The organism is Thermosipho sp. 1070 (assembly GCF_001682135.1).
In the GTDB taxonomy this organism is placed as follows: Bacteria; Thermotogota; Thermotogae; order Thermotogales; family Fervidobacteriaceae; genus Thermosipho; species Thermosipho affectus.
The window spans coordinates 589,929-614,791 of record NZ_CP007121.1; the positions used below are offsets into that span (position 1 = coordinate 589,929).

At 30.2% G+C, this 24,863-nt stretch carries 21 protein-coding genes; 19 read left to right on the forward strand and 2 right to left on the reverse strand.

Annotation, left to right across the window (positions count from 1 at the left end; all coding sequences use genetic code 11):
• Positions 1 to 82 precede the first annotated feature (82 nt).
• The 10 genes from Y592_RS02950 to Y592_RS02995 all read left to right on the forward strand — a co-directional run bounded on the left by Y592_RS02950 (position 83) and on the right by Y592_RS02995 (position 8,356).
• Positions 83 to 577 carry a hypothetical protein gene (locus tag Y592_RS02950; protein ID WP_075665565.1) on the forward strand — a complete coding sequence of 165 codons (495 nt, stop codon included), beginning with the start codon at positions 83 to 85 and terminating at the stop codon, positions 575 to 577.
• 45 nt (positions 578 to 622) lie between these two features.
• A complete protein-coding gene (locus Y592_RS02955) occupies positions 623 to 1,501 on the forward strand; it encodes a bifunctional riboflavin kinase/FAD synthetase (protein WP_232218214.1) in 879 nt (292 codons plus the stop codon).
• Positions 1,491 to 2,102, forward strand: a complete 612-nt coding sequence (gene nth, locus Y592_RS02960; RefSeq protein ID WP_075665567.1) for an endonuclease III — start codon at positions 1,491 to 1,493, stop codon at positions 2,100 to 2,102. Before Y592_RS02955 ends, nth begins: the two co-directional genes overlap by 11 nt.
• Positions 2,099 to 3,232 (forward strand): DegT/DnrJ/EryC1/StrS family aminotransferase, encoded by a 1,134-nt coding sequence (locus Y592_RS02965; RefSeq protein WP_075665568.1) that lies wholly within the window; start codon positions 2,099 to 2,101, stop codon positions 3,230 to 3,232. Before nth ends, Y592_RS02965 begins: the two co-directional genes overlap by 4 nt.
• A gap of 3 nt (positions 3,233 to 3,235) precedes the next feature.
• Positions 3,236 to 3,430 carry a hypothetical protein gene (locus Y592_RS02970; protein WP_075665569.1) on the forward strand — a complete coding sequence of 65 codons (195 nt, stop codon included), beginning with the start codon at positions 3,236 to 3,238 and terminating at the stop codon, positions 3,428 to 3,430.
• 29 nt (positions 3,431 to 3,459) lie between these two features.
• On the forward strand, positions 3,460 to 4,800 hold the full coding sequence (locus Y592_RS02975) for an NCS2 family permease (protein ID WP_075665570.1): 1,341 nt from the start codon (positions 3,460 to 3,462) through the stop codon (positions 4,798 to 4,800).
• Between the two features lie 190 nt (positions 4,801 to 4,990).
• Positions 4,991 to 6,661 (forward strand): hypothetical protein, encoded by a 1,671-nt coding sequence (locus tag Y592_RS02980; protein WP_075665571.1) that lies wholly within the window; start codon positions 4,991 to 4,993, stop codon positions 6,659 to 6,661.
• A 12-nt stretch (positions 6,662 to 6,673) separates the two neighbouring features.
• The gene (locus Y592_RS02985; protein WP_075665572.1) at positions 6,674 to 7,063 is read left to right on the forward strand and encodes a type IV pilus modification PilV family protein; all 390 of its coding nucleotides are present in this window, start codon (positions 6,674 to 6,676) and stop codon (positions 7,061 to 7,063) included.
• Between the two features lie 13 nt (positions 7,064 to 7,076).
• Positions 7,077 to 7,529, forward strand: a complete 453-nt coding sequence (locus Y592_RS02990; protein WP_075665573.1) for a hypothetical protein — start codon at positions 7,077 to 7,079, stop codon at positions 7,527 to 7,529.
• Between the two features lie 56 nt (positions 7,530 to 7,585).
• The gene (locus Y592_RS02995) at positions 7,586 to 8,356 is read left to right on the forward strand and encodes a DUF368 domain-containing protein (protein ID WP_075665574.1); all 771 of its coding nucleotides are present in this window, start codon (positions 7,586 to 7,588) and stop codon (positions 8,354 to 8,356) included.
• A gap of 198 nt (positions 8,357 to 8,554) precedes the next feature.
• Here Y592_RS02995 and Y592_RS03000 read toward each other — a convergent pair whose 3' ends face one another.
• The gene (locus Y592_RS03000; RefSeq protein WP_075665575.1) at positions 8,555 to 11,773 is read right to left on the reverse strand and encodes an O-antigen ligase family protein; all 3,219 of its coding nucleotides are present in this window, start codon (positions 11,771 to 11,773) and stop codon (positions 8,555 to 8,557) included.
• An 86-nt stretch (positions 11,774 to 11,859) separates the two neighbouring features.
• On the opposite strand from Y592_RS03000, the gene Y592_RS03005 reads away from it, so the two are divergent.
• From Y592_RS03005 to Y592_RS03020, 4 genes are read left to right on the forward strand one after another with little or no spacing between them, the layout of a single operon-like run.
• The gene (locus tag Y592_RS03005; protein ID WP_075665576.1) at positions 11,860 to 13,050 is read left to right on the forward strand and encodes a hypothetical protein; all 1,191 of its coding nucleotides are present in this window, start codon (positions 11,860 to 11,862) and stop codon (positions 13,048 to 13,050) included.
• The gene (locus Y592_RS03010) at positions 13,044 to 14,807 is read left to right on the forward strand and encodes a hypothetical protein (RefSeq protein WP_088368849.1); all 1,764 of its coding nucleotides are present in this window, start codon (positions 13,044 to 13,046) and stop codon (positions 14,805 to 14,807) included. The genes Y592_RS03005 and Y592_RS03010 overlap by 7 nt, the downstream gene beginning before the upstream one ends.
• A gap of 34 nt (positions 14,808 to 14,841) precedes the next feature.
• On the forward strand, positions 14,842 to 16,026 hold the full coding sequence (locus Y592_RS03015; RefSeq protein ID WP_077287197.1) for a CsgG/HfaB family protein: 1,185 nt from the start codon (positions 14,842 to 14,844) through the stop codon (positions 16,024 to 16,026).
• Positions 16,027 to 16,037: 11 nt separating this feature from the next.
• Positions 16,038 to 18,059, forward strand: a complete 2,022-nt coding sequence (locus Y592_RS03020; protein ID WP_088368850.1) for an LPP20 family lipoprotein — start codon at positions 16,038 to 16,040, stop codon at positions 18,057 to 18,059.
• 157 nt (positions 18,060 to 18,216) lie between these two features.
• On the opposite strand, the gene Y592_RS03025 is transcribed toward Y592_RS03020, so the two are convergent.
• The gene (locus Y592_RS03025) at positions 18,217 to 19,203 is read right to left on the reverse strand and encodes an LVIVD repeat-containing protein (RefSeq protein WP_077287199.1); all 987 of its coding nucleotides are present in this window, start codon (positions 19,201 to 19,203) and stop codon (positions 18,217 to 18,219) included.
• A gap of 548 nt (positions 19,204 to 19,751) precedes the next feature.
• On the opposite strand from Y592_RS03025, the gene Y592_RS03030 reads away from it, so the two are divergent.
• The 5 genes from Y592_RS03030 to Y592_RS03050 are packed head-to-tail and all read left to right on the forward strand — an operon-like array spanning position 19,752 to position 24,861.
• Positions 19,752 to 20,609 (forward strand): ABC transporter ATP-binding protein, encoded by an 858-nt coding sequence (locus tag Y592_RS03030; RefSeq protein WP_077287201.1) that lies wholly within the window; start codon positions 19,752 to 19,754, stop codon positions 20,607 to 20,609.
• A 12-nt stretch (positions 20,610 to 20,621) separates the two neighbouring features.
• Positions 20,622 to 21,419: an ABC transporter permease subunit gene (locus Y592_RS03035; protein WP_075665581.1), complete on the forward strand. Its 798-nt coding sequence runs from the start codon at positions 20,622 to 20,624 to the stop codon at positions 21,417 to 21,419.
• Positions 21,420 to 21,430: 11 nt separating this feature from the next.
• A complete protein-coding gene (locus Y592_RS03040) occupies positions 21,431 to 22,225 on the forward strand; it encodes an ABC transporter permease (protein WP_075665582.1) in 795 nt (264 codons plus the stop codon).
• An 11-nt stretch (positions 22,226 to 22,236) separates the two neighbouring features.
• Positions 22,237 to 22,809 carry a TetR/AcrR family transcriptional regulator gene (locus Y592_RS03045; RefSeq protein ID WP_075665583.1) on the forward strand — a complete coding sequence of 191 codons (573 nt, stop codon included), beginning with the start codon at positions 22,237 to 22,239 and terminating at the stop codon, positions 22,807 to 22,809.
• A 57-nt stretch (positions 22,810 to 22,866) separates the two neighbouring features.
• Positions 22,867 to 24,861 carry an alpha-amylase family glycosyl hydrolase gene (locus tag Y592_RS03050; protein WP_075665584.1) on the forward strand — a complete coding sequence of 665 codons (1,995 nt, stop codon included), beginning with the start codon at positions 22,867 to 22,869 and terminating at the stop codon, positions 24,859 to 24,861.
• Positions 24,862 to 24,863 lie beyond the last annotated feature (2 nt).

Sequence of the window (24,863 nt, forward strand, 5' to 3'; positions counted from 1 at the left end):
CATAACAATCATCTTGTTTTTTCGTATTCTCATATGGTATTATATTATAAAAGTTACTTCAACTTTAACGGGAGGTGAACACATGAAATATTTTTTAATAGTTTTGTTGCTTTTTTCGATTTCGGCATTTCCATTTTTCATAGGTGTTGAAGGACTTACATTACCGAAAATTGATTTTCCAGAATATCCCGCATCTCAAATCGAGTTGTTTGCAAGGGCAGACTTTGGTATTTTGTATTTTATGTTACCATTTGGTACATATAACGAAGATGGTAGCTTTTATCTAAAAGATAATATTGATCTTAACTATGTAAAAAGTTTTTTGGGAATTGGACTTCAACTTACCCCAAACTTTTCAAAAAATCTATATATGAGGCTTTCCACTGACATACCACTTATTAAGGCAATCTCGATGAAGCAATTTGACTTCTTAAATTTAAAAGTAGGTTTGGGATTAAAACTTTCCATTTTCAAACTAGAAGCAGGTGTTATTGGAAGAGTAAAAAAATTAGAAGATAATTCCTTGGGAATGAAATTTGGAAAAATGTATTACATAGCAAGTGGATTTGCATTTTAAAGGCTCTGGAAACAGAGCCTTTTTATATGGTATAATTTTTCTGAGGTGATTTGTTTGAGAGTATTGACTATCGGAGTTTTTGATGGAGTACACATTGGACATGTAAAAATTTTAAACACTTTAAAAAAAATGGCAGAGACTTTTCAATCTAAACCTGAAATATACACTATAGTATTTCCTATGGAATATTATACTGGTAAATTTGATGGACTTTTGATACCACTTGAAGATAGAATAACATTACTTGAACTATATGGAGATGTATTTACATTAAATCTGGAGGAAATAAAAAATATTGAAGCAAAAGATTTTTTTGAATTTCTATCAAAAAACACAACTGGCATAGTGGTTGGAAAAGATTTTAGATTTGGCAGAAATGCAAAAGGAGATATTAAACTACTTGAAAAACTTTCAAAAGAAGAAGGAATTAAATTAAAAATAGTGGATGATTTAATAGTAGACGGAAAAAGGGTTAGTAGTACATTAATTAGAAAGTTGATCAAAGAAGGAAAAGTAAAAAAAGCAAACAAACTACTTGGAAGGGCATATCCCATCTATGGTAGGATTTATAAAGACAAGCAACTTGGAAAAAAACTTGGATTTCCCACCGCAAATATTAGAAGGGGTAAAGAACTTATTATCCCTAAATTTGGTGTTTACCTATGTAGAGTTTATACACCAAAAAGATACTACGGGCTCATTAACATAGGACTAAGACCCACTATTGAGAAAACTAAAAATGTAAAATACGAAGTTTACATTTTAGATTTTGAAGGTAATCTATACGGAAAAGAAATTAGAGTAGAATTACTTGATTTTTTACGAGAAGAAAAAAATTTTTCCTCAATTGATGAATTGATAAAACAAATGCACGAAGACAAAAAAATAGCAAGAAAGATATTGGAGAGAGAATATGAATATTGAAAAAATTGCAAAAAAAATTATCGAAGAATATCCAAGAATTCACAGTGAAAAAGATCCATTTAAAGTTTTAATTACAACCGTTTTAAGCCAAAGAAGCAAAGATGAAAACACGGAAATAGCAGCTAAAAATTTATTTAAAAAATACAAAACAGTGGAAGAACTTTCAAAAGCTAAAGAAGAAGCCCTTTATGAACTAATTAAACCCGCAGGACTCTACCGACAAAAGGCTAAAAGAATAATAGAAATTTCAAAAATAATTGTAGAAAAATTCTCAGGCAAAGTTCCAGATAATCTAAACGATTTAATTTCTTTGCCTGGCGTTGGAAGAAAAACTGCAAACATAGTATTGTACGTTTCTTTTTCAAAACCTGCCCTTGCGGTAGATACACACGTCCATAGGATTTCAAACAGACTTGGCTGGGTAAAGACTAAGACTCCTGAAGAAACAGAATTTGAACTTATGAAAATCCTTCCCAAAAATCTTTGGGGGCCTATTAACGGTTCGATGGTGGAATTTGGGAAAAATGTATGTCTACCTAGAGCACCAAAATGTAATATTTGTCCAATTTATAAGTATTGTAAATGGGAGGGGAAAAAGTGATACCACTATTTGATCTCACAAGACAATACAAGGAAATAAAAGAAGAAATAATAAACGCCATTGACAACGTTCTATCAAGCGGAAGAGTCATTTTAGGTCCAGAAGTAGAAAAACTAGAAAAGACTATAGCTAATTTCATAGGTGTTAAATACGGGGTAGGTGTTGCAAATGGAAGCGACGCCTTGGTTATAGCACTTAGAGCAATGGAAATCCAAGAAGAAGATAAAGTTATCACCACACCTTACACGTTTTTTGCAACCGCCTCATCTATCGTGAGAAATAAGGGAATTCCCATATTTGTTGATGTAGATAAAGAAACTTACAACATAGATTTAAACCAAGTTGAAAATGTACTAAAAAAAGAAAAAGTATTCGGCATAATACCCGTACACCTTTTTGGAAGAACTGTTAATTTGGAGGATTTAAACTTTCTAAAAGAAAAATACGGTATAAAAATATTGGAAGATTGTGCACAATCTATAGGTTCTGAAGGTATCATTAACAATACCGTAAAAAAAAGTGGAAGTATAGGAGATGCTTCCATCTTTTCATTTTTCCCCACAAAAAATTTGGGAGCATATGGTGATGGGGGATTAATAGTTACAAATGATGAAAATATCTATCAAAATGCTAAATCTCTCAGAGTTCACGGTACAAAAAAGAAATACTTTCATGATGAAATAGGCTATAACTCCAGACTCGATGAATTACAAGCGGCTATTTTAAACGTAAAATTTAAATACATAAAAAAGTGGACTGAAAAAAGGATAGAAATTTCCAAAAAATACGCAAAAGAATTTGAAAAGCGCAAATTAGACTTAAAATACCCCAAAACAAGCGGAAAATTAAAGGTTCACGTTTTTCATCAGTATGTGGTTGAATTTGGTTCAAATGAAAAAAGAGAAAAGGTAAAAAGACATCTTGCAAGTAAAGGAATTGGAACTAGCATTTATTACCCTGTTCCTTTGCACCTTCAAAATTGTTTCAAATATCTAGGTTACAAAGAAGGAAGTTTACCCGTTTCAGAAAAACTATCAAAAACAACGCTTGCTTTACCAATTTTTCCTGAATTGTCCTTTGAAGAAGTAGAAATAATTGTAGATGAAATAGAAAAAGCTTTAAGGAGGTAGAATATGGAAAATCAGACACTTGAAGAACTTTTAAAGAGGTATCTAAAAGTAAAGGAAACTATAAAAGAATTAAATAGGGAGAAAAAAGAACTAGAAGAAATGATAGTTGATTTCGTTGAACACATGGATATCGACAATATCGTTGTGGATGGGGTTTTAATTGAATTTACAAGAAAAACAAAAATAAACATAAAGTAACACTCATATCTCAAGGGGGAGGAGAAAGTATGGAAAAATTTTTCAAAATTAGGGAAAGTGGTTCAAGTGTAAAAACCGAGATAGTTGCTGGTATCACTACCTTTCTTACCATGGCATATATTATTTTCATCAACCCAAACATCTTAATCAACGTGATCCCCGGATTAAGCCCAGACAATCCGCTATATGCTCAATTCTTCGGTGCATTTATGGTTGCAACCATTTTAGGTGCTGCAACTGCAACGTTAATAATGGGACTTTGGGCAAATTATCCATTTGCACTTGCACCTGGTATGGGACTAAATGCGTATTTTGCATTTACAGTTTGTGGAAAGCTCGGTATTGACTGGCGTGTTGCACTTGCCGCGGTATTTATTGAAGGTATTCTATTCATACTACTCACAATAAGCGGTGTTAGAGGCTTTGTAGTTAAGGCAATTCCAAATTCTGTTAAAATAGCAACAAGTGCAGGTATTGGATTGTTCATCGCATTTATCGGTCTTAAAAGTGCAGGTATCGTTGTTTCAGATCCCGCAACCTTTGTAACATTAGGTGATATAACATCACATACCGCATTAGTTACTATTATAGGGTTTTTCATTATTTCTATTTTATTTGCACTAAAAGTGCCCGGTTCAATATTAATAGGAATTTTGGCTTCCACATTTATTGGGGCAATCCCCATATTTGGAGTTACAAAATTCCAAGGGATCGTGGGAAAAATACCTGATATATCCCCAACATTTCTAAAACTATTTGAAAAATTCTCTTGGACAGATCTTGCTTCTGGAACTTTCTGGATTGTAGTATTCACCTTCTTCTTTGTAGACTTTTTTGACACACTTGGAACTTTAACGGGACTTGCTGAAAGTGCTGGTTTTATAAAAAAAGGAGAATTTCCAAGAGCAAACAAAGCCTATTTAGCAGATGCCATTGGTACCACAGTAGGTGCATTGTTTGGAACTTCGACTGTTACAACATATATCGAAAGTAGTACGGGTATAGCAGAAGGTGGGAGAACAGGACTTACAGCTGTTACAGTGGCTATTTTAATGCTTTTAATGCTCTTTTTTGCACCTCTTGGATTAACAATTCCTGCCGCAGCAACGGCACCTGCACTAATCTTTGTCGGAGCATTAATGCTAAAAGGTTTAAAATTAATCAATTGGGATGACATAACAGAGGCTATTCCCGCCTTCATTACAATGATTGTAATGCCACTTACCTACTCTATTGCAAATGGAATTGCATTGGGATTAATTGTATATCCAATTGTAAAGACATTTAGCGGCAAAACAAAAGATGTCCATATCCTAAACTGGCTCCTTGCATTTTTATTCATCCTATATTTAATCTTCCTTAGAGGATAAAAAAAGGGGAGGTAGCTCCCCTTTTTTTAAAACTTCAAATGTTACAAATAAATTAAACAAAAAGATAATTTATGTGTATATAGACTTTTTTAATATATACTAATATTTTCATTGCAATATTTTTGACAATCATCTTATTTTTTGTTATATATAAATTAGGATGTTTTTTTATACTGTGGGGGGATTTTTTTTGAGAAAAGGGTCAATTAGTATCATTCTTTTAATGTTACTTGTAGTTTTTACAATATTTTCTGCTGCTACATTTAGCATACTTAAAAACACAGAAAATATGTATTTTAGAAAAATAAAAGAAGAAAACGTCGAATTTATCGCAAATAATCTTTTAGAATTTTCCATTGCAACTGTTAAGATGGGGGTAGATAACTCAAGTAATTTAAGAGAAGATATATTTTCATTTAAAGACTATTCACAAGAAGTCTCCTATATAAAAAATGTAAAGTGGCCTACTCAAACAAAGCAATTTATAGAAAAAAAAGTAGACACAAAAAAGGCAACAATTATATTCTCAAATAACAAAAAATTAAGCACTTCATCATTTGAAAAGCTTTCCCTCAAAGATTATTACAAAGAATTTAAAAAATATATAGAAAGCTTTCCTAATCTTTCGGTATTTTCTGCTGTATATAAAATCAAAAATAGTGGAAAATACCTACTTTACGTTAGAATAAAAAAAGAAAACACTGAATTTAACAAAATTGCCATATTTACCTCCGAAAAGTTAAACAAGTATATTTACTATTCTCAAGAAGAACCGTTAATTTACTTTACAAGCAATGAGATAATATACGGTCCATTAAAGAGTAATGACTATATCAACGTGTACCAATATTCAGGAACCGATCAAAAATTTACCGTACTTGGAACATTAGAAGTTCCTGGGATCAAATACTATAATGAAAGCAACAATACATCAACTACATATGATTCACAACACAATCCAGACATGGTTTACGATTTATTAAAATTAAAAGGAAATCCACCTGTAAAATTTGTAGATTCTGATATAGGTTTTACAAATATTTATAAAGATTATTCTAGTGCTACATCAAAACTTGTACTCCCTTTAGAAGATTTTTTAAATACATCTACAGAGTGTGGAATTAAATTGCCAAATAATGCAATTATTACCTCAAAGGTTGTAAATGGTGAAAATATATTAACTATATATACTAATGGTAAAAGTTATGAACTATCCTGGGAAGTAGGAGAACTTCCAAAAGCAAGAATAAGATACAACGGTAAATCAAATAACGTAAAGTTTAATGGGGTTATAACTTCTGATTACGATATAGAACTGACGGATAATAACCCCCTACAAAAAAGGTTATTTACCTATGATGGAAACTTAACCATATTCTCTAAAAGTAATATCTACATCAACACACGTATAGTACCGTATAAAACCCTATTAAATGTTTCTTTTGATTTGAATAAAGAAATATCATTAGAAAAAACAGAGGAAATTAAAAATTTCGTGTTAAATAACGAAGATTCCTCTTTGGATTTAGTTGCAAAAAACGATGTAATTATAAGATCAAATAAAGATTTTTCAAGAATAAACAACCACAAAATATTTGCAAATATATATTCTTTCAACGGCTCTTTTAGGGTAGAAGACTATCAAAATGGTCAAAAAAACAAGCAACTCTTTATTTTCGGAAGTATTATGCAAAGAAAAAGGGGACCAGTGGGACTTGTTGGGCAATATGTTCCTGGTTATTACAAGTTTTACGTCCATGACTCAAGGGCTTTGCTTGGAAGAATTGGAACAAATGCCACTCCATCAAAGAAACAGAGTATCATGATACTTTATTTGGAGAATGTTATAAATAGGGGATAGGAGGGGGTTTTTTTGAAAAAAGGGTTTAGCCTAACCGAAACACTTGTTTCATTATTGCTTATAGCTTTAATATCAACAGGGGTATTCTCCCTGGTTTCTTTTTCTTCATTTCAAAATGGAAAATTAAAATTTCAAAACAAACTTTCAAATTTCAAACAATTTGTAGTCAATGAAATACTAATACGTGGCGTAAAAGATAAAAGCATAGAATCTCTGCCAAATATACTAAACAAAAAATTTTACGGGACACAAGATCCAAACATATATCCAAAACTCTCAAGGATTAAGGTAGAAAAAGTATATAAAAGTTCAAATATTGTTATTGCAAGGATATTAAAAGTAACGATACTAAAAACCGCAAACAAGACAGAAGAATTTCTAATATTCCAAGGAAGACCATAAAGGGGGGGAGAATATGAGCTTTTCAATTTCCGGAATAATCTCTTTTCTTCTTATCTTTGTAATATTATTTGCAACTGTTTTATCTCTTTTTTTACTTTTGACAAAAAATTTAGAAGTTACATTTAAAAATTGCAGTTTAGAACAATGTACAATATATTCTTTTTACACTTTACAACATTTTTTTAAAAATGCAAATGTATCATATGGAGTAAAAGTTTTAGAAAATGAAATTTCATTTATCGTTTCCACGCCTGATGGAAAGGGAAAAGAATATAAATACATATTAGAAAGTAACAATACGGAAAAAGTTATTAAATTATTTGATGGAAAAAAATACTACAAAATAGTTTCAATCCCTGGGGTAATTTCCGTAAAATTTAGCGTTAGAGAAAATCTTCCCACAGTGGAATTTTCATTTGGAAAACACAAAAGCAAGTTTATACTAACCTCTGATATCTCCACGTAGTTTACAACTAACAAAAAAATATGTATAATTAAAGAAAAACTCATGGAGGATTAGATATGAGAGATTTTTTGCTTGGTATTTTAATGGGTATTGCAAATTTACTCCCTGGAATTAGTGGTGGTACTATTGCGGCAATTTCAGGAAGATACGATATAATATTAAAAGCATTTTCAGATTTATTGTCCTTTAAAATTAAAAAAAATTCTTTAAAAACCGTTGCATTTCTTATCTTTGGTATAGCAATATCCATCTTGCTACTTTCTAAAATTCTTTCAAAAGTTTTTGAAAAATATCCAGAATATTCTTATGGTCTTTTCTCTGGCCTCATTATAGGTGGACTTTTTTACCTTTTAAAAGAAATAAAGATAAAAAAAATCTCAAATTTTTCAATAATTACCTTCTCATTTGTTATCACGTATTTTATATTATCTTTCACTCAATCTGTAGAAAAATCAAATACAAATTTGTTTTACTTGTTTGTTAGTGGCATAATAGGTGCAGCCACCATGGTTCTCCCAGGCATTAGTGGCTCTTCCATGTTATTAATATTGGGAATATACAAACAAGTCATAGATGCTATTTCAAGTTTGGAGTTTAAAATTTTGATACCCTTTGGTCTTGGCGTTTTATTTGGATTGATACTAATCGTTAAACTCTTAGAAATTTTAATGGAAAAATTCAGAGAAAAAGTTATTTCCTTTTTAATAGGCTTGACCTTAGCAGGTACATTTTTGATCTTCCCAGTCACTACAAAATGGTTTTCATATGTATACTTTGTATTGGGTATTCTTATCTCAAAATATCTAGAAGCAATTTTAAAAGAATAAGTCCTTCCGTTTGGAAGGACTTATTTTTATAATTCAAAATCAATTTTCAAATCTTTTCCCTTAATTTTTTTGAATCTTAATTTCCTCATCTGGAATTGTAATACAAAATTTCATGCCTGTTATAGTAACAGTTGCTCCATCATAACCTTATCTGTGTTAGTGTTGCATTTTCAGATAATTCAACCTCATTTCACCTTATCATTTTGAAATACTTTTAAGGTACTCAAAAATTTCTTCTTTTGTTTTTAAAGGTGTTGCATCAAACAAAACATTACTCCAATCATCTATAACATTTTCCCACATATTATCTGTCATCTTAGAATATGTATCAAGCAATTTTTCTGCATTAAATTTCAAATCGTTTTCTATTAAAGCATAATGTGCTATAAACCTTGCATAGGATTCATATACGCTTACATATGTAGGATTGTTAATAAGATTTTGGATCTTTTCTCTGATGCTTAATATAATATTTGTACTTACACCCATCTTTTGTAATTCTGAAAGGAATTCATTTAAGTGTTTTACAATTATTGCACCCCATACACTGTTTTTAGGAACATCATACCAACTTGAAGGATTCCTTAACACAACCTTTTTCATATAATTTGTTTCAACTGAAAGATAGTTGTAATTTTGAAAATCTCTATTTGCGTTATCTAAAGCTCTTTCAAATTCATCTTTGATCACTTTTATTGCACTATTTGGGATAGAGTTTTCTGTCAAGATATCCTCTATTTTTTTACCGTATTTTTCTTTCAAGTAATTTATCTGATTGTCAAGTGATTTTTTGTACTTTGAAAGTTGTTTCTCTGCCATACCATATGAAGATTTATACACATCTTTAAGTTTCTCAAGTAAGTATATGGCCTCTTGCATCATTCCACTTTTGTAATATTCAAAGGCAGATGCGTGCAAGAAGTCAATTACACCATTTGGTACCCCCCAGACACCTTTTAAGTTCATATACTTTACAGCCTTTATTTCCATATTTGCAAGCCAATAAATAAAATCACTTACAGGTTTAACGGTGGGGGGTTGAAGTTTAAATATCATTCCCGTAAAAAATCTATATATATCTTCTCCGCGCGAAGCCTTTGTAATATTTGGATTTTTCCAATCGGGAAATCTATTCCAACCACCTGGCATATTAATTATCGTCTTTTTGGCATATTCTACGTACTTATCAAATGTAAGTACAACTAGTTTTTTAACTTCTTCTTTATATTGCTTTTCATCTATTAAAGAAAGCAACTTTCTCATCATTATATGTAAACTGTGAAATCTCATCGCAAGTGCTTTATACGTATTTCTTTCGTTAAAACAAAGAAGTGAAGTTTCATACAAACTTATGGAATCTATAAGTGCTTGTGTGGTTGCAAAATCAAATTTATCTAAAATATCTTTGTTTTTTTCAATATAAGGTATAAGAACAGAAAGCCATTTATGTTTGACTTTCACAACCTTTTGGAAATCACTAAATTCTTGATTAAATATCTCCTTGTAGTTATGGTCCAAGTTTTTCTTTAAATTTTCTATTTCAAATTCCTGTACCGCTAGTGTTGCAAGGTAAAAATACGACTTGCCATACGTGTGATTTATCTTTACACTTTTTAGCAATTTTTCCTTTGCTTGGGTATAATATTGCTTAGCTAATGCCGGCATACTAGCTTTTTGCATCTTTATTTTTTCAAGCTGAGCTTTTAACTGTTTCCTTATATTTTCTATCTGTGCAATCCTTTGGTTTTCTATTTCAAATTCATTAAACGGTATATTTTTATTTTTGTATTCTCTTATCTTTTGTTGCTCCCATACTTTTTTATTTAGATAAGAAAACTCACCTTGTTGTTTTTCCAATGCGTCCAGTTTTGATTCAAGACTGGATATATATTCAGAAGCTTTTGGATATTCTTCGATAATTTTTGCAAAAGTAAGGTATGCCGCATTTCCATCTTTAAAATAAACTTCTGATATAAAATGATTCCACCTCAAATAGGTTGAAGAATAAGATACAGTCAAAGCAAGTATTGATATTAATATTGCCTTACCTCCTGTTACTTCTTTTAATTTCCTCTTCGTAAAGTATGGACCAATCGCTAAACTTGCAAATACCGTTGCGGCAAGTGCGTTTGGCAAAAGATGTCCTGGAAAACTAAAGAAACTTTGAATGGCAAATCCCACTATGGAAATGGATAATGAAAGAAAAAGTAGTAGATCATCCCTCTCATCTATTTTTTTTGGAATTGTAAAAAAGTAATACACAAGTATAACTAATAGTAAAACTATTAAAACAAATCCAACGGTACCAGTTTCACCAAGTACTTGAAAATAATCGTTGTGTGCTCTTTTAAAATTATTCCATCCATAGTACAATTCTGGGTGTTTTTTCAAATATTCTCCCATCTTTGAAAGAGAAAGTAACTGGTATGTTCCTATACCACTCCCAAATATTTTGTGATCCTTCCACAATTCAAGTGAGGTAAACCATGACAAAAACCTTTCATCTTTACTCGAAACAGAACTCATAGCTTCAAATCTCTTTGTCATATTTACCTTTCCTTGACCGGTAAGTGGATTTTCCGTGTTGTATATAACTACTAAAAATATAGAAGCAACTATCAATATTGCAAACAACACATTGGTTAACTTCTTTACATTTCTATCAGAGTCACACTTTTTTCCTTTTTTCCAAATAAAGTAAAACACTACATACATAACACTCATGATAATTATCGCAAGATATTCTGATCTAGTCTGCGAAACTATTACCGCGACAAATCCCGTTAAAAAACTAATTAAAGCAAAAATCTTTAAAACTAAAATCTGCCAAAACTTTGTTAAATTCATATTATATGCAAGTAAGAAATAAAGTGCAATAGGAAGAAGCATATCTATGTAGTTTGCCGCAAAAATAACATTCCCAACACTTGCTTTAATTGAAGCCCTTGTAAAAGGTGCACCCACCCTTCCAAGGAAAAAGTCATATCCCGTATAAAAATTTAAAAGTGCATCAATAGAGATTATAAATCCCGTTATCATAAAAACAAAAAGAAGTGAGTTTATTCTATTTTTCTCCTTATACTCACTACTTATATAAAAAGCAACTAATACGTTAAAAAGCACATAAAGTCCTATATCAAAAGATTGTCTAAAGTAAAAGGGATTATACCTTAAAACGTTAAAACTTGAAATTATAGATACAATTGCAAAGAAAAACCAAATTACGTGCGCAGTTGAAATGTAAAATGAAATTTTCTTTTCTTTTATCCATTTGACTGCAAGATATGTAAATAATATGGAAATTGAAAGTGTTAAAATAGCATACTTTGGAACACTAAATTCGTAAGTATATTTTGGACTTGCAAATAACGCTACTAGCACAATAGTAATTTGAAGCAACAAATCTTTAAAAATCAAAACAATCCCTCCTTATATATTTTCTCACTCTATTGAGAATTATACCACCAAATTCTGTTATAATTATTAAAACAAGGAGGGATTATGTGAAAAAACTTATCATACTTTTTTTCATCCCAATAATTATTTTTTCAAAGCCGTTAATAATAATTAACGTACACGCACCGGAATACTCTGAGATTTTCTATGCAAATGTACAAGGTATCTTCGGTGAAAATAAATTTGAAATACTACTAAAAGATGCCTTAAAAAAATTGGGGTTTGAAGTAAAACTTCAGGATCTACTTTCTGGTGAAAATATTATCCTCAGTGAAAACGTACAATCTCCTTTAGTTTTGAATTTGTATTTAAAAAATTTTAGTGTAACTATTCAAAGTAAAGAAAAATTTTTTCTGGAAAATAATGCATCTGGAAACTACATAAATGTAAATGGAAAATACATAAAAGTATACGTTGGAAAATGGTACGATGCAAATGGCGGAAAAGATGGGATTTTTGTAAAAGGATATGATGGAAATCTATACTCTGCAACATCATTTTTCACAAAATTCTACCACATCTTGGAATATTTTATCGTAAAAGGTAAAATATATTACAACTTCGCCGGAAAAGATGGGGAAATAGAAATAAACAAAAAAATTAAAAAATCGTGGTATGAATGGAACGAATCAATCCAAAGTCCTATAAAAAAAGAAAATAGCTTTTTTATAGATCAAATTGCAGAAACAATTGCATATAATCTATTGAATAAACTAAAATACAATATTAAAGCAAATGTAGTTACATTAAAGGATAATAGAGTAGTTTTAGACGTTGGAAAAAATGACGGAGTTAAATTAAACACGGTATTTAGTGTAGATGAAAAAGCACAGGTAATTGTAAGAAATGTGGAAAAAAATTTTTCAGAAGCAGAAGTTATTTATTTAAAAAAAGGAGAAAAGATAATCCCAAAAGACTTGGCAAAAGAATCTTCCAAAATGGTTTCTTTACCATTTGAACTTGGAATTTATTATTCCACAGAAGGTCTTCTCTTTTCTTTTGGTCTTGTCCAAAAAAATATTCACAACGAAAAAATCGCATTTTTAGATATCAAAACATCGGATTTTAAAATTTCTAGATATGATATGGGATTTAGAATCTTCGATTTTGAAAAGTTTGGAGTATTTTTAACATACTCCATAAATGCCCCTGGAATACTTTTGAGATATCAATTTTTGGACTTTTTCATCAAATTTAACAAAGAAAATTACACGATAGGAGGTGGAATATCGTGGTAAAAAAAGCAATATTTCTTATCTTATTGCTTCCAATTCTTTCTTTTCAAACAGTAATAATAAAATCCGATTATAACTTTAACATAAAAAAAGAGCTTTTTGAAAGCAATAATCTTGTAGTAATAGAAATATTCTCCGTTGAAAAAGAAATTACTTTAAAGAAAGTTATAAATTATATCAAAGATGAAAAAGGGCATTACATAACCTACAATGGAAACTACTATTACACAAATGATAAAAAAAGATATAACCTTCAAGATGATAAGTTTGTAGTTGACAAAAATGGCATTTATGTTTATGCAACCAACTTTCCTTGGGCAAGAGACGAACATCAAAAATACATAATAAGTGATTTTTACAGAAAAGAAATAATAAATAAAAAAGAAGAAAAGTACTATGTTTCAGGTTATTTAACCGAAATAGATTCTTTTTATATAAAATCTTTTACACCTTTTGTGTTTAAAGTAAAAAAATTCGATGAAGTAGAAAAAAAACTCTTAAATTTGAAAAAAAACAAAAACAACTTTTACAGTGACAAATACGATGTAGTTGTAAATTTTTCAAATACTCAAAACAAACTAAAGGCATTTATTATGGAAAAGCTACAACAAGATAAAAGGTACAACATCTACGATAGAGATTACATAAGAGAAATATTAAAAGACGTAGCAATAAAAGACCTATTTGGAGAAATATCGTTTGACTTTCGTGTACCAAAATACATAATCAACATTAAAACCATAAATTTTCAAAAAAGAATAACGAAAAAAGACTTAGTCGACTTTTTTCCCAATGAAATGTCAGGAAGATGCCTAATAAGTGGTGAAAAAGTAGAATTGGGAAGATACTACAAAGAAGGAGATGATAACAGCTACATTCTAGATAAAAAAGAAGGTAATTACGTTAAGATATTAAACTTTCCTTGGAGAAAAGAGCGTTTTAAACTTGCAAGTAATTTCTATGATCTGTTTTTTGTAAAAAATGTTGAATATATCAACTACCATCTATCTATTTTACTAAATATCATAGATACAAAAAATGCAAAAATAATTTTCGCTAAAACCTTTAAAGCTTCTGTTAATATTCCACAAACATTCTACTCAAAAAGATTGGTAATACGAAATGAAAAGATTGAAAAAATAAACAACCTTTTCAAAGATATCTCAAAAGCCATTAATAAAAAATTAAAAGAAGTCTTCTACTTATCAAGTGTGGTAAAAGATGTAAAGGGGTTAACTGTCTTTCTCTACGACGGAGAAAACATTGGAATAAAAAAAGGGCAAGTTTTTAGAATTTTCAACAATCACCTAACACAAGGATATATAAGAATAAAAGAGGTAGGACAAAATAATTCAAATGGTAATATATTCCGCTCAATTGAACCAATAAGGAAGTATTCACTTGCCATGGAAAGTTTCTACTATCCTTCTAATTTAAGCTTTTCAATAACTTTTGAATACAATGATATTCCAATGGTAGGTGCAAAAATAAACTTTTTAGACTTATACGGCTCTGAAAATTATTCAATTTTATTTGGTTTCTCACCACAAGTCTATTATATAGGAATTTCCAAAAGAATCTATTCTTTTGACTTTTCAGTAAAATTATTTCTAAAAGAAACCGAATACTACATTTCCCCAGAAATATCAATCACCTCTTTTAAAAGAAAGTCTAAGTTCTTACCAATTGGTAGTGGTATATCGTTAGGGATAAATTTATTAAGCAAAAAGTTAATATTTGGTTATGAATCTTCATTCTAAATTTATGATATAATTTAAATAAGGGGGTGAAAAAATGAAAAAAATTGTATTCTTATTTTTACTCTTTTTTGGAATAGCTTTTGGTATTACTATAAGTGAAAAAACGGGTTTGGTAATCTTACCTGCAAAAGTAGGAAATGGTTGGAATATGGATGAAGCAGATTACTTAATATCACTACTTGAAGAAAAAGCATTATCCCTTGGAAGATTTAGGGTTTTTTCAAGAAATGATTTAGATATGATAGTAAAAGAACGAAACCTTGCAGATCTGGGAATAGTAGAACAAACCTTTGAAGCGGGAAAGATTTTGGGAGCAAAATACGCTGTTTTGCTCACATTAACGGAACTTTCCGCACAATACGAAAAAAACGGCTACACCGCAAGCCTACGTCTTTCCTTAAAACTTTACAATTTAAGCACAGGAGAACTTCTAGCTGCAAAAACCTTTGATAAAAGTACTTACGTTGAAGAAGAAACATCACAAAAGGCTATAAACAGCCTATTAGAATTGATATCTGAAGATATTTGGATTACCTTAAGGGAATTTTTTAAAGTAGAAGCATATGTAAAACGCGTGGAAAACGGGAAAGTATACCTTGCAGGTCTAGATCCAAATATCGTCAAAAAGGGATTTATATTCAAAATCGAAACCTCAGAAGGAGATGTGGTATACGCTAAAGTTATAGGCGTGGATAGAAATGAAAATCTCGTCATTGCAAAAATAAAGTACGGCGGTAACCCATCAGTATATGATCCTGCCTTAGAATATCCTATTTCCAATACTTTTGGAAGTTTTTCGATTGGAATGTACGCTGGAAAAATATCCTTAGGAATCTTTGGATATAGCAAAAATATATTTGCGGATATTGGCATTATTTTATCTTCTGAACTTGGATATGTGCCTGGTTATTCAACTGTCGGTGGAATAATAGAACTTTTTGAAATGGGACAAGTTAGTTTTTCTGGATTTGGAGGATTACAAATTCTTGGAATATATGATACAAACAGTGAAAGTAGTGATTCTTTCTTAAACGTATTTGGAGTTAGCGGTGGAATACAACTAAAGTATGAATTTGAACCAAAAAATGGTGTATTGGTAAACGTCGGATATACTATGTTATTCCCAGGAGACCTTGTAAAATATATTTATGAACAACTATTTGGAATAGATAAAACATCGTTTACACAAATTAGTCTTGGATACTTTATGTCATTCTAAGGAGGAAAAATATGAAAAAAATTACGTATATAATGCTACTCATTTTGGCATTTTTTCTCTTTTCTTGCAACAACACTGAGAGTAAAACTACCACAAATAATGATTTTTCCATTCCATATGGGTTTATCGGCGCTTTTGGAGAAGGCATCTCAGATTCAGAGGGAAAGTCTGAAGAAATAGCTAGAAAAGAAGCTCTAAGAAAGATTTCCGAGCAAATATTTGTTGAAGTAAAAAGCAATTCAACGCTGTACGAAAATCTCGTTCAAATAACAGATGATGAAAAAGTAAAAGAACAAATTGAAACAAAATTAGAAAGTGTTATACAAACAAACGTGAGTATTGAACTTGTAAACGTAGACTTTACATTAGTAGATAAAAGGTATGAAAACGGAAAATACTACACAAAAGTTCTAGGATTACTGGATAAAGACACAGCACTAAATACTTACAAAGTATATTTTGCAATAAAACTTGGCCAATCACTTTTAAAAGACAAGATGATATACAGTGCTCAAAGGATAGTAAAAGAATACGAAATACTCTTATCACAAAACAAAACACAAATACCTGCAAATATGTTTTCTAGCTTAACCCAAATCGTATCTGAAATAAAGATTGAATGGGAAAAGGTTAACGAACTATACAGACAATTATCACAAAAGGAAATAAAGAACACTAATGAAGCACTTAAATTGCTTGAGGGTATAGATAAGATAAAGGAATTTTCAAAAGACTTTCCCGAAAACAAATTAATTTCTTTAAGGGAAAAAGCACAACCTTTTTTAAAAGATGTTGTATTGAAAATAGAAGGTCCTGATAAAGTGTCTGTGGGAATGAGAATAGATTTAACCGTAAAGTTAACTCCAAATATAGATGATATTGTTTTAAAAGTAACATCTAAAAATGGAGATTTTCCAAAAAATATTTCACTAAAAAATGGTAAAGCAATATTAAGCGGTGTAGTGAAGAATAAAAACATAGAAGTGGAAATCTCACTTGGGGGCGTAATTTCCAAAAAATACGCACCTGGAACAACCCAGGGAACTGGTATTTCTTCACAAGAAACAGGTAAATTACTGAGAATTTCTGCCGAAGGTGCAGGCAACACACGTGAAAAAGCAATAGAAAAAGCATTGATACTAGCTGTAAAGAAAGCAATGGGAATGTTATTTGCAAATGATGTAAATTTACTTTTGAGTTTACCCGTAGACGCTGAATTAATCGATTCTCTAATTGGTGTTCTACAATATGAAATAGTCAACGAAGATACAAAAAATGGGATATATCATGTGGTACTCAGCGTAAGCTTTGAAAAAGATAAATTCAAGGATTTAGTAAAAAAGATAATAAATAACAAACCCCTTGGATATGCTGTCTTAGTGGTAAATAACGATCAATATGGCTATATAGAACCATACATTGAACAAAGGCTAATCAACTCCGGTATAAAACTTGTTTCCAAAGAATATTCCAAAAACTTAGTAGGTTACAAAGATCCAAACCTTTTATCAAAACTTGCACTCTTATCCGCAGCCAAATACGTTATAAATGTTAAAGTAAGTTATGGTGAAAAATACTTACAAGACTATGAACTGTGGTCTGTAAGATTACTACTCAATGTCCAATTAATAGATACATTCTCTGGGCAAATAATAAAAAGTCTTACCTTTGAAGATACAGGAGCAGGTGCAACAAAACAATCTGCTCTTTCCAAAGTGTTAAATAAAGAAAAATTTGTAAATTTCATGAATAATCTAGTAGGTAACTTAAGAAAAGAAGAAGATTTGGGGGAAAATAAAGTAAAACTAATATTTAATGTTTCACGTTCTACCTATGTATTAGTTCTAAAAGATTATTTAAATGAGATGTTTAAAAAAGTAAACTTGATTGAAAGAACACCAAAAAAAGGAGTGTTTGTAATTGAAACATCCAAAAATTTAGAATTAATAATCAAAAAAGTAAAAAACATTCCAAATTTAAACATTAACGTTTTGGAAATAAAAGATAAAGAAGTAGTATTCAACGTAAAATAAACACCATAAATTAGGATAAAAATCAATTTATAACTTTTCTAAACAACATGGCTTTGGAATCCCACCAAAGCCATGCTTTTTTTATCTCTGATAATTTGTAAAATTGAATCCTATAGGAAATTTAGAAAAAGGAAAGATTTCCCTTTTTCACACCGCATCACTTTTGCATAGATATATCCCAAACACTAAACAACATCATATCTGCTGCTAAAATTGGATTTGCTGGATCACTTATGTTCACTATCATCAAACCATTATACTTATCCGCAACATATGCATATTCTCCTGATATGTATACCCCAATTGCAGAACCATCTATATATAAATGTCCCACTTTCTTTGGATTTGTTGGTTCGCTTATGTCTACTATCACTAAACCATTTTCATAGTCTGCAACGTATGCATATTCTCCTGAAACGTACACTCCATTTGCACTCCCTTTCGTATCTAAACATCCTACCTCCTTTGGATTTGCTGGATCACTTATGTTCACTATCACTAAACCATTAGAACCATCTGCAACGTATGCATATTTTCCTGATATGTATACTTCAATTGCATAACCTTCCATATCTAAATGTCCTATTTTCTTTGGATTTGTTGGTTCACTTATATCTACTATTACTAAACCATTAGGACCATCTGCAACATATGCATATTTTCCTGATATGTATACTCCAAATGCCAAGCCATTCATATATAAATATCCCACTTTCTTTGGATTTGCTGGATCGCTTATATCTACTATCACTAAACCATTTTCATAATCTGCAATATATGCATATTCTCCTAAAACGTATACTTCTCTTGCAAGATCATACGTATCTAAATGCCCCACTTTCTTTGGATTTGTTGGATCACTTATGTCTACTATCACTAAACCATTTTCATAGTCTGCAACGTATGCATATTCTCCTGAGATGTATATTCCAATTGCACTTCCTTTCGTATCTAAACATCCTACTTTCTTTGGATTTACTGGATCTGTTACATCTAACACAAATATTCCTTTACTATATCCAGCCGCATAAATATATTTTGCAGAACTTTCAATTTGCTGATTTGCATTTGTTAAACAACCTTCCAAAAATGCCAAAAATATTATTAGAAGTAATATTATTCCAAGCTTTTTTCCTCGTAACATACTACACACCTCTTTCTTAGAAAATTTCTTGTCATTTTAAGCATACGAAAAATTTCAAACTTTCTACTAATAAATTATAACATTATACCTTTGTAATCATTAATCAATAAGATAAAATAAGCGGTAAATTCAGATCGTATATTTTAATGAAAACCTTACTGATTCAAATATTTTCTTAATTTCAAATGGTCAGTCGCAGTCTAAGATAGTATTAAAGGTAACAGGTCACAAAAATTACACCATTTCAAAACTTTGGATTAAAAGATATGAATACCTATACGGTGACATTTTTGAAGAAAAAAGGGAAAACATTTTGATCTCTTTGAATTTTTCTACAAAGTAGTCTCATACATCAATCAATAAAGCGAAAATTTAGATTACGCAAAACCCATATCTTTCCACAAAAAGAAGCACCACCACCCACGCTAGGGATTTAATCCTTTACTTTCCAATTTAAATAGAATTTTTTCATTTGCATTTACGTTAAACGTATGATATAATCTATACTGACCATGTGGTCAGATAACTCTAAAAAAGGGGGCATATATATGATTGTAGTAAAGAACCTGAAAAAGCGCTATGGAAAACGTATAGGTATAGAAGATGTTAGCTTTGAAATAAAAGAAGGAGAAATTTTGGGACTGATAGGTCCAAATGGTGCGGGGAAAACAACTACAATACGTATATTAACTGGTTTTTTGACACCTGACGGTGGGGAGGCATTAATTTCCAATAAAAAGATGCCAATGGAAATAGATCAAGTAAAAAAGGATATAGGTTACATACCTGGAGAGGTCAATTTCTACGGTGATATGAAAATAAAAGATTTCTTGAAGTTCAACCGTTCTTTTTATAAAAATATAGATTTGGAATATGAAAAATATATAATCAACACACTGGAAATAGATTTGAATAAAAAATTTAAAGAACTTTCCCTTGGAAACAAAAAGAAGGTAGCAATATTACAAGCTCTCGTTCACAACCCCAAGTATTTGATATTAGATGAACCTACAAGTGGACTTGATCCATTAGTGCAACAAAAATTCTACGCATTACTTGAAGAACACAAAAAAAGAGGAGCTGCAATACTATTTTCCTCTCACATATTATCTGAAATAGAAAAATTATGTGACAAATTTTCAATGATAAAAGAAGGAAAGGTGATAATAAGTGGTGAGATTTCAAAATTGAGGGATATTTCTTTAAAACAAGTATTTGTATATGGTTTGAATTTTTGTGAATTCTTGGAAAACTATCCTTATCAAAAAGAGGGAACAAATTACGTTTTTGAGATAAAACAAAATCAACTTAAAGATTTTTTAGGCAACATTTTAAAGTGTGAATTTAAAGATATAGAGATTAAAAGTCAAGCACTTGAAGACATATTTTTAAAGATGTATATATAGGTGGTGATAAAAATGCATATTACAAAAAAAGAGTTAAAATTCAATTTAAGAACTTTTATTCTATGGTGTGTTATAATCTCTCTGTTCGTCTTTTTGTATGCTTCCGTTACAAATATTTTCTTGCAACAAAACAGTTCTGCTCTAAAATTCATTGAAAAACTCCCAAAAAATCTATTAAAGACCTTTAACATAGATATGGAAATTCTGTCAAAACCTGAGGGACTTTTTGGGACAGAAAGTATGGTATTTATGTTCATTTTATTTGGAACATTCTCAATTTTACTTTCCAGTAAGATACTTGCAAGTGAATTTGACGAAAAAACAATAGAATATATTTTACTAAAACCTTTAAAAAGAAAAAAGATTTTCTTTGAAAAAACCTTGGCCATATTCATTTACAACATACTTTTATTTTTTGCTTTTTTTACATTTGAAGTTATATTCTTTAAAACCTTTGTTGAAAAATTCAGTGTAAAAGTTATGTTTGGGTTTGCTCTATACCTTTTATCAATTGCAATTTTCTTTTCTTCAATTGCAATTCTTCTTTCTATTTTCATAAAAAAAAGAAAGGTTGTAAATTCCCTTTCGATAGCCATTTTGTTTTTGTTTTATTTTTTGGATACAGTAACCAAAGGTGTAAAAAATTTTGCATTTTTGAGAAAAATTAGTATGTTTTATCACCTATCCACAATACAGTTAGTAAATCAACATACAATAAACTATATTGCTGTATTTTTTATAATTTTAATATCTTTTGCTTTGATATTAGTATCAAAAAAATCTTTTGAAACACAAGATATTTTGATATAAGGGGTGAAAAAATGCTTTTTTTAAAAGATTTAAAACATAACTTAAAGGTCTTTTTTATTTGGTTTGCCATTTTGTTTATGTTTTCATATATGGTTGCACCATTTATAGATACTGTAATGAACGATTCTGAAGAAATATTAAAATTTGTAAACTCACTTCCAAAATTTATGTTAAAAGCATTTAATATTTCGGAAAGCTTTATAACTCCAGAAGGTTTTTTTGGTGCAAAAGTTATGATGATGGCTCAGATATTCGCCGCAATATTTTCTGTATTACTAGCGTCAAGTATCTTTTCACAAGAATTTGAGTACAAGACTATCGAATATTTACTCATCAAACCTATAAGCAGAAAAAGAGTATATTGGTATAAAACATTCGTGCTTTTTTTGTTCTACAGCACCTTTGCGCTTGCATTTGGGTTAAGCGTTTTGTATTTATTCAACGTTTACGTAAACTTTGAGTATAACGCACGTATATTGTTGGGATTTGCACTATACCTATACGTTGTGGAAACATTTTTTGGATTTTTAACACTACTTTTTTCTGTCTTATTTCAAAAATCCACGTTTTCAATTTCCCTTTCAATTGGATTATTTGTTATAATGTATATAACTGATCTTGTGGGAACTACCATGGAAAAAATGGAAAACATAAGATATTTTAGTATATTTAAATATATTTCTATTGGCGATACTTTAAAGACAAATACTGTTTTCGTTAAAAATTCTATTTGTTTAATACTTATAAGTTTTGTAATGTTAATAATTGGAGAAGTTATATTCAGAAAAGAAGATATAAAGATATAAGGTGGTGATTTATGAAAAACAAAATCATAGAGGTTGCAATAAAAGAATTCGCAAAAAAGGGATTTTTTGCAGCTTCTACTAATACCATTTCTACAAACGCCCATGTTTCAAAAGGAGCAATTTTTTATCACTTCAAAAGCAAAGAAAATTTATACTTGATTTGTTTTAAAAGCATTATTAGTCTTTTTGAGAAAGAATTAGATCTTTTCCTTAAAAAAAATCCAAATCTAGATTTTTTTAACCTTATATTAAAATGGAGTAAGAAGAAGATAGAAATTATAAACAAACAAAAATATATACTTGATTTTCTTGAAACCACAAAAAATCTTCCAAAAAGCTTGGAAGAGAAAATTCAAACTATTCTAAGAGAAAATTACACAAAATACATGCCTGTTTTAAGAGAAAAATTTGAAAAAGTAGAATTAAAAGAAGGACTTGATAGAGAATTTACCTTTTCAATAGTTTTAGATTTTTTTGACACGTTTTCAAGAAGGTACAACAATACAAGCTATATACCTGATAAAATGTTATCAGAATTTGAAAATGTTATAAAAATTATAAAATACGGAATATCAAAATATTAAGTATTTGTGGTATAATTTTTTTGTTAACATTGGAACCGTTTCTATGGAGGTGTGTATATGCTAAAAAATCTTGAAAAATATTTAAAATCAAAGATAACAGGTCACAAAAACTATGCCATTCCAAAACTTTGGATTAAAGGATATGAATACTTATATGGTAACATTTTTGAAGAAAAAGGGGAAAACATTTTTGTTGATCCCTTTGAGTTTTTCTACAAAGTGGTTTCATATATCAATCAACAAAGGGAAAATTTAGATTATGCAAAACCCATATCTTTCCACACAAAAGAAAAAAACTGGGAAAAAAAGGCAATAATGTACGGAACACTTCCAAGAATGACAACTGCCTTTAATCACAAAGGTTTCGGGAATTTTGAAGAAGTAGACATTCTTGGATATAAAGAAGCGGGAACATTTTTAAAAATGATCGCTTTTCTTATGTATTTGAAAAACTTTAATGTTAATACACTATACATGCTTCCAATTAGTAAAAACAGTAATTTATTCAAAAAAGGAAGTATTGGTTCTCCATATGCTGTAAAAAACCCATTAAAACTTGATGAAGGTTACCATGATCCTTTGCTTGAAGATTTCACAGTGGAAGATGAATTTAAAGCTTTAGTAGAGGCTGCACATATTTTGGGTATAAGGGTAGTACTGGACTTTATTCCAAGAACAGCTTCAAGGGATTCCGACTTAATAAAAGAGCATCCAGATTGGTTTTATTGGATTAAGATAGATGACTTATCCGAATACAAACCACCAAAAGTTGAAGAACTTCCCTTTAAAATACCAGATAAAGAAGATATACAATTGTTGTACAGAAACAAAGAAGTGAGAAAACACTTAAAAAAATTTGTAGATTCACCGGATAAACTTGATCCAAAAAAATGGGAAAAAGTAAAAAACATGGATGGCAATATCCTTGTGAATATAATCAAAGAATTTGGAGTTGTAACTCCTCCTGGTTTTTCAGATTGGATTAACGACCCACAGCCCACTTGGGATGACGTTACATTTTTAAGACTTTATCTTGACAATCCAGCGGATGCAAAAGATTACATTTCAAAAGATCAAAAACCATACATTTTATTCGATGTTATAAAATCTAGTAAATTCCCAGGAAATGTACCAAACAAAGAGCTTTGGGAATATATTTCAAATATTATTCCCACCTACCAACAAAAATTTGGAATAGATGGTGCAAGAATAGATATGGGACACGCTCTTCCTGCAAAATTGCAAGAGATGATAATTTCTAAAGCAAAGAAAATAGATCCATATTTTGTATTTATCGCAGAAGAACTTGAAATAGAAAACGACAAAAAATCAAAGGCAGATGGATATGATGTAATTTTAGGAAATTCTTGGTATGTTGCTCCAAGAAAAGATGAAATATACAAATTTATAGAAGAAAAGGCAAAAAAACTTGTTATACCATTTATAGCTTCCGTCGAAACGCCTGATACCCCGAGAATAATGGCAAGGGAATTTGGCAACAAATTAAAATATTTATCTCCGTTTTTACTTTATTTTTCGCCAAATGGTATCCCGTATATTAATTCAGGTCAAGAAATTGGTGAAATACAACCAATGAACCTTGGGCTTGATAACACCATCTGGGGTAAAACTTTGTTACCACCAGATGATGAATTTTACTCAAAACTTGCGTTTTTTGATCACTATGCATTACATTGGAGCAAATACGATAAAGAAACATTTGAGTTTTTAAGAAAGTTACTTTTCATTAGAAAAAAATACGATAATTTCGTCTTAAACGGAGAATTCAAATACGTGTACTTTAACTATCAAGATGGGTTTTTGGCAAATTACTCCTATTGGATAGGGGACAAAGGAATAATCATAGTTGGAAATTTAGACCTTTCCTGGGAAAGAAATGTTGAAATCTATCTAGAAAACACCGTCGGAAAAAATCTAGATGTTAAAAACATAAAAATTTGGAATAGAGATGAAAGCTTTTATCCACCGGAAAAAGTTGTTAAATTAAACCTAGAATCTGGCGGTTTTGCACTTATAATAGTCAACGAATAAAG